This is a genomic window from Candidatus Zixiibacteriota bacterium, assembly GCA_014728145.1.
Classification (GTDB): domain Bacteria; phylum Zixibacteria; class MSB-5A5; order JAABVY01; family JAABVY01; genus WJMC01.
In genome coordinates, this window is the sequence record WJMC01000218.1 from 1 (window position 1) to 8,484 (window position 8,484).

Sequence of the window (8,484 nt, forward strand, 5' to 3'; positions counted from 1 at the left end):
CAAACTGAACTACAACCCCGGCTAATTTATCATCCAAGCCCCTGAAGGCCTGAACTAAAAGCTATATATCAAAGAGCAGTACCAACAAGCAACCCTAATTTATACCCAATTAAGGTTTTGTCAATAGCTAATTTATCCAAAAAGCTGAACTTTTCCTGTTTCTTTATTAAGTCTGCTTACCTATCGGTTAAAGAGATAAATTCCTGAACAGCAAATGCTTGTTTTTGCCGGAATCTATATGGGCGATACTGGATTCGAACCAGTGACCTCCTGCTTGTAAGGCAGGCGCTCTAAACCAACTGAGCTAATCGCCCGCAGAAGCTTCGACAGGCGGTTTCGTATCTTCTTTCTTCTTCCCGGAATAGAGTATCGCGACCGGAATTATTACGCAGTAACCAACAACCAAAAGTATCGGGGCGAGCGTGATGTCACCCAATATAAGGGCGATAAATCCAACCAGGATCGTCACCAGTCCGACAGCGAATAACAGGTAGTTATTGCGCTCAAACGGAAAATCGGATTTTACGCGCTTGCGTGGACGCGGAGCAGGCCGTTTCTGATCGTCGGCCATCGCCCGGGCCTGTTTTTTGGTTTTGATCTTGTACTTCTTTTTCGCCATAGTCTACGGAATTTACCGGATCGTTTAAAAATGTCAAGTCAATAATTTCTATCAGGTTTCGGGAGTTTTACAATCAACCGCGAGCATAGTTCGTGAATATATCCATGTTACAACAACGAACACATAATTGATATTACTATTGATTATTCATGAAGGCAAAAAAGAAGGAGAAGTCTGGGAGACTTCTCCTTGACCACACACCCGCAATGGACTGCTATCTATCAGGAGGGATACGCCTGATCCTGCTTTTTGTAGACCGGCGCAGGAACCGGATTGGGAGGTATTATCAAGCTTTTTATGTATTTAACTAATTTTATTATCGTTCTCATCATCATCTCTTTCTCATCGCGTTCACTTAATTAAATGCAAAATCGGGGCAAAAGTTTCAGAATATTTCAAAATAAATCATAATTTTTTTAGTATGAATTTACTATTATGAACAGCATAGACTTACGAGATCGTCAGGTTGCACAAAAATCGAATTGCGGGAGGGTTTTTAACTGAATCCGGGTTCAATCGCGAAACATCAGGAAAGCTTCGGGTAGAAAATCGATCATATCGGCAGGTGTCATACCGATCGATCCAAGATCGGCGCGGGCCAGATCACCGGCCATACCATGAAGATACGCCCCGCAACAGGCCGCCTCGAGCGGGTCCAGTCCCTGGGTCAGAAGTGCGGCGATAATCCCGGTCAGGACATCACCCGAACCACCAGTGGCCATACCGATGTTGCCGGTTGGATTGAGGTAGATATTGCCATCGGGATCGGCAATATAGGTCGGTGCACCTTTGAGTAAAACGATTTTTCCCAGTTTTTCGGCCGCCTCCCGGGCATATCTCATTCGGTCCGAGGCAATTTCTGCAGTCGGAATTTCGATCAATCTTGACAGTTCGCCCGGATGAGGGGTAATCACGCAGGGAAAAACTGCTTCTATCAGCGGATTGACATCGCCCTCGAAGCAGTTCAAACCGTCGGCATCGATAACCGTCGGAATATTGATTTTTTTCATCAGCCGTTTGACCAGTTCGCAGGTCTCATGATGGGTGCCGATTCCGGGACCCAGCGCGCAGGCATCAGCATCATCCATGTACTGACCGAATTCACCCAGTCCACGCAACGCCAGACATCGCTTTTTTCCCACTTCCGGCAGGGGACGGGTAATCGTTTCGGTCAACTTGATTTCGCAGATATCATTGATACTTTTCGGCAACCCCAGGTAACAGAGTCCGATCCCGGAGCGTGTCGCGGAACTTGCGGTCATACAGGCGGCACCGGTCATACCCTCCGAGCCGGCGATTATAAACAGCTTACCGCGACTGCCTTTATGGCCGTCGGGGGGATGAAACGGCAGGTTGATGGTCAGGTATTCAGCATCGATCAGGTTCAGCCGGAGGTCCTCAGATTCGATAACTTCGTCGGGGATGCCGATATCGATTACCTCCAGGTGACCGACATTCTGCTTACCGGGATAGACCAGCTGGCCGATCTTGGGCAACGCCAGAGTGGCCGTGAATTCCGCGCTGACTGAACTTGATGACAGCTCACCGGTTGAGCTGTTCAGGCCGCTGGGGCAGTCGACGGACACGATCGGGATGTCCAGTTCGCTGATGAAATCGACTATCTCATCGATCGGGCTCCTGATATCACCATGAAACCCGGTGCCGAAGATCGCGTCGATTATCAGGTCAGTGTCATCATCGATTTCGAGATCATCAACGGAGCTGACCTCTTCAACCGCAAGCTCGAGCTCTTCGGCCCGTTCGAGATTGGTTTTGGCATCACCCTTGAGATCTGATTTTTCTCCCAAAAGATAAAAGATAACTTCAGATCCCCATTCGGACAGGTAACGACCGACCACGAAACCATCACCGCCGTTGTTGCCTTTCCCGCACAGGATCGCGACCTTGAAATCCTCCAGCTCGCCTTCAATATACTGCACGATCGCTTCGGCAATACCCAGGCCGGCATTTTCCATCAATGTGAGGCCGTCGATACCATGTTCTTCGATCGTGATCTTATCGATGGCCTGCATCTGTTTAGCGGTAACTATTTTCATCGCATCAAGGATATAATGTTTAATACCTGATGTCAAACCATTCTAATAACAGATTGGAATTTAAGATGCTTTTGGCTGTGGGGCGCAGGCTAAATTAGTACTCAAGCCTCTTCGATCAGCATACGTTCGACAATCTCTACTAAGGTGTGCAGGATAAATGTGTGCTCCTCCTGGATGCGCATCACGTTTTTGGAGGAGACGATGATCGTGTGGTCGCAACTCTCCTTGGCCGCACCGCCATCGTTACCAAACAGTCCGACAATAATCATATTTTTTTCGGCGGCGGTTTCGATCGCTTTAAGGATATTCGGTGAATTGCCCGAGGTAGAGATAGCCAGGAGTATATCGCCTTTGCGGCCGAGTCCGTCGACCTGGCGGGAAAAGATATGTTCGAACCCGTAGTCATTACCGCAGGCGGTCAGAATCGAGCTGTCTGTCGTCAAAGCGATTGCTGGCAATGCTTTGCGTTCCAGTTTCGAGGTCAGGCGTACCACCATCTCGGCCGCGAAATGCTGGCTGTCGGCCGCCGATCCGCCGTTCCCGCAGATCAGGATCTTGCGTTTTTTGCCGATCGCGATAGTCAACTCGACCGCTACTTCAAGGATCGCGTCAGGGTAGGTGTTTTTGCCGGCGCGAAGCATCTTCTCGCGTTCGGCCATCGCCTCATAGACTATTTCCTTAAATTCGTCGCTCAATTTACATCTCGCTTTCAGTATCGTTCGAATTCATTTTCTTCGTTTCGCTTTTCGCGAAGACAGAAACGGCGGAGTTGTTATCGCGAACGAAGCGCACCGATCTTAACGCATGAGATTGCTTCGTCGACTCGTTTCTCGCAATGACAATCTCCTCGTCCATACGCATTGTGCCAATTACGAATTTTCTTCAATAAAATCCATCAAAGCTTTCTTGAAGCTCTCTGTATCGATATCTCCTTTGGTTCCTCCCTGACAAAAATGCGGTTTGCCTCCGCCACGACCAGAGAAGACTTCATTTACATGATTGATCGCCTTGCGCGCGTCGACACCTTTTTCAATAGCCTGGGGAGAGGCGGCCAAAAAATAATTCTTGTTATTCAGGAGACCGACAATTGTCGGTTTATCCGCTTTTTTTAGCTGATCGGTATAGGTCAGGGCGGCGTCGCGGCCAAACACCTTATCCGTGATCAATACCACCCCGTTAACTATATCCCCGGATGATTTGAGTTTGCCTTTGGCCGATTCGATCTCCTGCTTCTTTTTGATGTTCGAAAGCTCACGTGCCAGCTTCTTCTCCGACTCGGTTAACGATATCAAGCGTTCGACCAGTTCCTCGGAGGGCACTTTCAATAACCTGGCGGCAGTCTCGACGGTCTCTTTTTTGCGCTTGAGGTAGCTCAACGCGAAATCACCGGTAGCCGCCTCGATTCGTCTCATACCGGCCGCGATTGCCGATTCGGAAATTATCACGAACGGTCCGATTTCGCCGGTGGCCTGAACATGGGTTCCGCCACAGAGTTCGCATGAGATATCCTCGATTGTCACCATACGAACTTCTTCACCATACTTTTCGCCGAAAAGCGCCATTGCACCGGCTGATTTAGCGCTGTCGAAATCGGTGTTCTGCCACTTGACTGGATGATTCTGCAGTACTACCCGGTTGACGAAATCCTCGATCTGTTTGAGTTCGCCTTCCTCGACTGCCTTGTAGTGGGTGAAGTCAAATCGTAGACGGTCGGGCGCGACCAGGGAACCGGCCTGACGGACATGTTCGCCGAGCACATGGCGCAGGGCCGCATGCAGGATATGCGTTGCCGTATGATTGCGCTGGGTAGATTTCTGGCGTGTGATATCAACTTCGGCATTGACTCGTTTGCCGACCGCACTTTCAAGATCCCCTTTTATATTTTTGCCGATATGCAGAACGGTATCACCTTCTTTTTTGGTGTCCTCGACCGCGAATTCATTACCATTATAAAGTATCCTGCCGGTGTCGCCGATCTGGCCTCCCGATTCAGCATAAAATGGCGTCTGCTTCAGGATCGCCACCTGCAGATCATTTTTGTCGAGAGGGAGCACTTTGACAAGTTCAGTCTCGAGCCTGATATTGTCGTCATAACCGGTAAAATCAGTTTTGATATCGAGATCGAAAGTGCGTCCCCCGAAGGTGATCCCTTTGGATTTATAGTCATCTTTGCTCTGCTGTTTCTGGCGGGCCAGTTCTTTTTCGAACCCGGCCTCATCGACAGTCATCTCACGTTCGCGGGCCATCACCTGGGTCAGGTCGAATGGAAATCCGTAAGTGTCGTAGAGTTTGAATGCCTCCTCGCTGGGGATCCTGGCGCCACCGGCTGATTTGACCTTTTCGACCACCTGTTCAAACAGCTCGAGGCCGGTATCGAGGGTTTCGCCGAAACGCTCCTCCTCGGCCTTGATGATCCCGGAGACATGCTCGAGGTTCTGTTTTAGTTCGGGGTAGGCTGATGACATATTGGACACTACACTTCCAGCCAGTTTGTAGAGAAACGGTTGTCTCAAATCCAGAAGCCGGCCATGACGGGCCGCCCGCCTGAGAATTCTGCGCAGAACATATCCGCGTTTCTCATTGGAGGGAACCGCGCCGTCTGAGAAAGCGAAAGTCAGCGCGCGAATATGATCGGCGATCACGCGGTGAGACAAACCTCCCGGGCCGATCTCGTATTTTTTGCGGGAGAGCTCTTCAATCTCCTGAATGATCGGCATGAACAGATCAGTCTCGTAATTGGTCTCGCCGTTTTGCAGGATACAGGCAAAGCGTTCCAGGCCGCCCCCGGTATCGACCGATGGCTTCGGCAATGGTGTAACCTTTCCCAGGGCGTCGCGGTTGAACTGCATGAATACCAGGTTCCAGAGCTCTATGAACCGGTCGCCCTCGCCATTGACGGTCGAGGGGGGACCGCCGTAATCAAATTTTTCACCGCGGTCTATATGGATTTCCGCACAGGGTCCGCAGGGACCGGTATCGCCCATACTCCAGTAATTTTCCTTCTCATCGAAACGCAGGATTCGGTCACCGAGTTCGGGCGCGATCTTTTTCCAGAGATTAAATGCCTCGTCATCATCGAGGTAAACAGTTGCCCAGAGTTTGTCTTTCGGGAGACCGATTTCTTTGGTCATGAATTCCCAGCAAAAATAGATCGCCTCTTCCTTGAAATAATCGCCGAATGAGAAGTTGCCCAGCATTTCGAAGAAGGTGTGATGACGGGCGGTTTCGCCCACGTTTTCGAGATCGTTATGTTTGCCCCCGGCGCGGATACATTTCTGCGACGATGTCGCCCGTGAGTAGGGCAGAGTCTCCTCGCCCAGAAAGACCTTCTTGAACTGATTCATACCGGCATTGGCAAACAGCAAAGTCGGGTCCTCATGGGGTATCAACGACGACGAGGGGACTTCCTGGTGATCATGGCATTTGAAATAATCTATGAATTTAGATCTGATCTCTGTGCTTTTCATCTGGGCCATCTTCCTCTTTTTCGCTATCGGTTACAAACCTGTCGAGCGCGGATTTGATCGCGTCGTATGTGAACCCGCGGTTCGAAAGAAAGTTGTATATTTTGTCGGTCATGTCAACCGCTTTTTGCGGATCGAAGCGAGAGCTCTTTTTATACAGTAGCTTTAACGCCAGTTCCGACTCATCGGTTTCAGCTAAAGCCTTCTCGACCACCTCGTCGGCCAGTCTGCGCGAAACCCCTTTTTTTGAAAGCTCCGCCAGCAGGAGTTTGCGTCCCCGCGGTTTGGAGGCGATTCGGGATTTCACGAAAGCCTCGGCAAACTCGCGATCATCCAGATATTCTCTTTTTCGGCATTTTTCGATCACTTCTTCTATAAGGGCGGATGGAAATTTGCGTAAAAAAAGCTTCTGTTTGAGTTCCAGGGTCGAATGGGGACGGTTGGTCAGGAGGCGGTAAGCGGATTCCTCGCACCGGAATCTTTCCGATTCAGCCTTGATCTCATCGAGGGCGGATGCGGGTATGTCCAGCCCATGTTTGAGCTGATAGCGTTCGACTATCCAGGCCGGTACTGTGGCAAAGAATTTTTTGCCTATGAACAGGTTGTAGCGGTCGTTATGATACCTGACCGGTTTCAGGGCGGATATATAAGGCATGCGGGTAATATATGTGAAATTGTATCGTGACGAAATGATTTTATATCGATTATCCAAAATGGGATGGCAAGCTATTAATACAATCTTTAAGTGATCTTCGGAAATTCAATGATTGGTAATTATTAAGATTCAACTTGTACCTACTTCACATGATACACACCGTTATCATCGATGGTTATACCGGGGAGGATAGGAGTATTTTCGAAGGCTTCATATATTGGTTTGATTTCTGACCAGAACGATTGCAGGGTGTTGTTATCTGTAGAGCGGTCATCTAATATCCTCATGCAGTCTTCCTGATACATGCGGCAAGGGAAAATATGCACCGGGATTCCGGATTGTCCGGAGTTTTTAGCTTCGACCGCCAGAAGATAAAGTTCCTCGATTTGGTCATCACCGATAGGAATACATCCGATTGTGACACGGTTGCCGTGGATAAAAATATCGCCGCCGGGATCCGGTGATGTTGCGCGGATACGGTCGGAACGGTTGGGATAGTTGGTGCCCAGCGACAGATGATAACTGCTGGCCGGATTGAAACGGTCGACGTAGTAGACACCTTCGGGAATCTGCAGGTCGCCTTGTCTGCGTTTGGGACCGAGTTTACCGCAGTAGGCGGTGAAAGGATAGGTCCTGATCAGTTTCAGAGTGTCGGAAATATCCGAACCGCCCCAGATTTCGAGTTCCCGTTCGGATTTGAATGCCCGTAAAAAGATCACTTCCGGCCATGAATCGAATCCGGCCTTTTTCAATATCGAATCGATTATTTCGGTAGTATTGACACGTGCCTGCCGTACCCTCGGATACCGATTCTGCTGCTCCTTAAACGATTTCCCCTGCGCCATTAACACAACAGGGAAAAGGATGATGAATATTAAGATGATCGTTTTCATATATGACACAATGTAGGTCAGGCGCCCTGTGCGCCTGATGATATCATGTGAAGCATGATATCATCAATGGTATCACGCTGCGCGTGATAATGTCAAAAGCGCAGGGCTTTTGACCTACTTTCACAATTCTCCGTACCTGGCAGATGCCTACATCTGCCGCGGTCAATATGTGCCGTCAGGTATCTTACCTGACGCAATAGAACCCCCTCCTGAAGGGGATGAGCCACCCATTGTCATCAATTTATGAGCTGTAAATGAAAAAAGCAAAATCAAATATATTGACTATGAACTTTTTTCAATACAATGTCGACAAAGCATAGAGAATCAGGATATTATTTCTTGACATAAATGTCATAATATAATAATATTTGTATATAGAAAAGTTGAAGAGAATACTCTTTGTCTTACGAGAAGGAGGTTAATTAATATGTATATCCTCAAGGGAATACTTTTAATATTATCTCTTCTATTAATTTTTACCGGTATTGTTTTAGTAATTCTGTCAATGAAACACAGAAAACCGGAATCTGCTGATTTTAATATCTGGAATCCAAGGCACTGGAAGGAATCTTATACAAAGCATGGGCTTCGGTATCATTATATCGGTACTTCAATGATTGTATTTGGTGCATGTCTGAATGTTCTGAACATATTGGTACTCTTCCCGAAATAGTCAGCAGGTTAAATCTTGCTTTGGAGATTTTACTATTCTGTGCTCGGCAGATGCCCAAATCTGCCGCGATCAATATGTGCCGTCAGGTATCTTACCTGACGGAAAAGAAACCCACTTCTGAAG

General features: G+C 48.4%; 6 protein-coding genes and 1 tRNA gene. All 7 read right to left on the minus strand.

The genetic code is table 11. The features are described 5' to 3' along the window. Window positions 1-239: 239 nt before the first annotated feature. The 7 genes from GF404_12460 to GF404_12490 all read right to left on the minus strand — a co-directional run bounded on the left by GF404_12460 (window position 240) and on the right by GF404_12490 (window position 7,640). Window positions 240-314: transfer RNA gene (locus tag GF404_12460), tRNA-Val, on the minus strand. After that, window positions 305-571, minus strand: a complete 267-nt coding sequence (locus tag GF404_12465; protein ID MBD3382994.1) for a hypothetical protein — start codon at window positions 569-571, stop codon at window positions 305-307. The genes GF404_12460 and GF404_12465 overlap by 10 nt, the downstream gene beginning before the upstream one ends. A gap of 560 nt (window positions 572-1,131) precedes the next feature. Then, the gene (locus tag GF404_12470) at window positions 1,132-2,676 is read right to left on the minus strand and encodes an NAD(P)H-hydrate dehydratase (protein ID MBD3382995.1); all 1,545 of its coding nucleotides are present in this window, start codon (window positions 2,674-2,676) and stop codon (window positions 1,132-1,134) included. Window positions 2,677-2,777: 101 nt separating this feature from the next. After that, a complete protein-coding gene (locus GF404_12475) occupies window positions 2,778-3,335 on the minus strand; it encodes an SIS domain-containing protein (protein MBD3382996.1) in 558 nt (185 codons plus the stop codon). A 210-nt stretch (window positions 3,336-3,545) separates the two neighbouring features. Beyond that, window positions 3,546-6,152, minus strand: coding sequence for an alanine--tRNA ligase (gene alaS, locus GF404_12480; GenBank protein ID MBD3382997.1), 2,607 nt, complete (start codon window positions 6,150-6,152; stop codon window positions 3,546-3,548). Beyond that, on the minus strand, window positions 6,118-6,795 hold the full coding sequence (locus tag GF404_12485; protein ID MBD3382998.1) for a hypothetical protein: 678 nt from the start codon (window positions 6,793-6,795) through the stop codon (window positions 6,118-6,120). Before GF404_12485 ends, alaS begins: the two co-directional genes overlap by 35 nt. Window positions 6,796-6,935: 140 nt before the next feature. Further along, the gene (locus GF404_12490) at window positions 6,936-7,640 is read right to left on the minus strand and encodes a L,D-transpeptidase family protein (GenBank protein ID MBD3382999.1); all 705 of its coding nucleotides are present in this window, start codon (window positions 7,638-7,640) and stop codon (window positions 6,936-6,938) included. Between the last annotated feature and the right edge of the window lie 844 nt (window positions 7,641-8,484).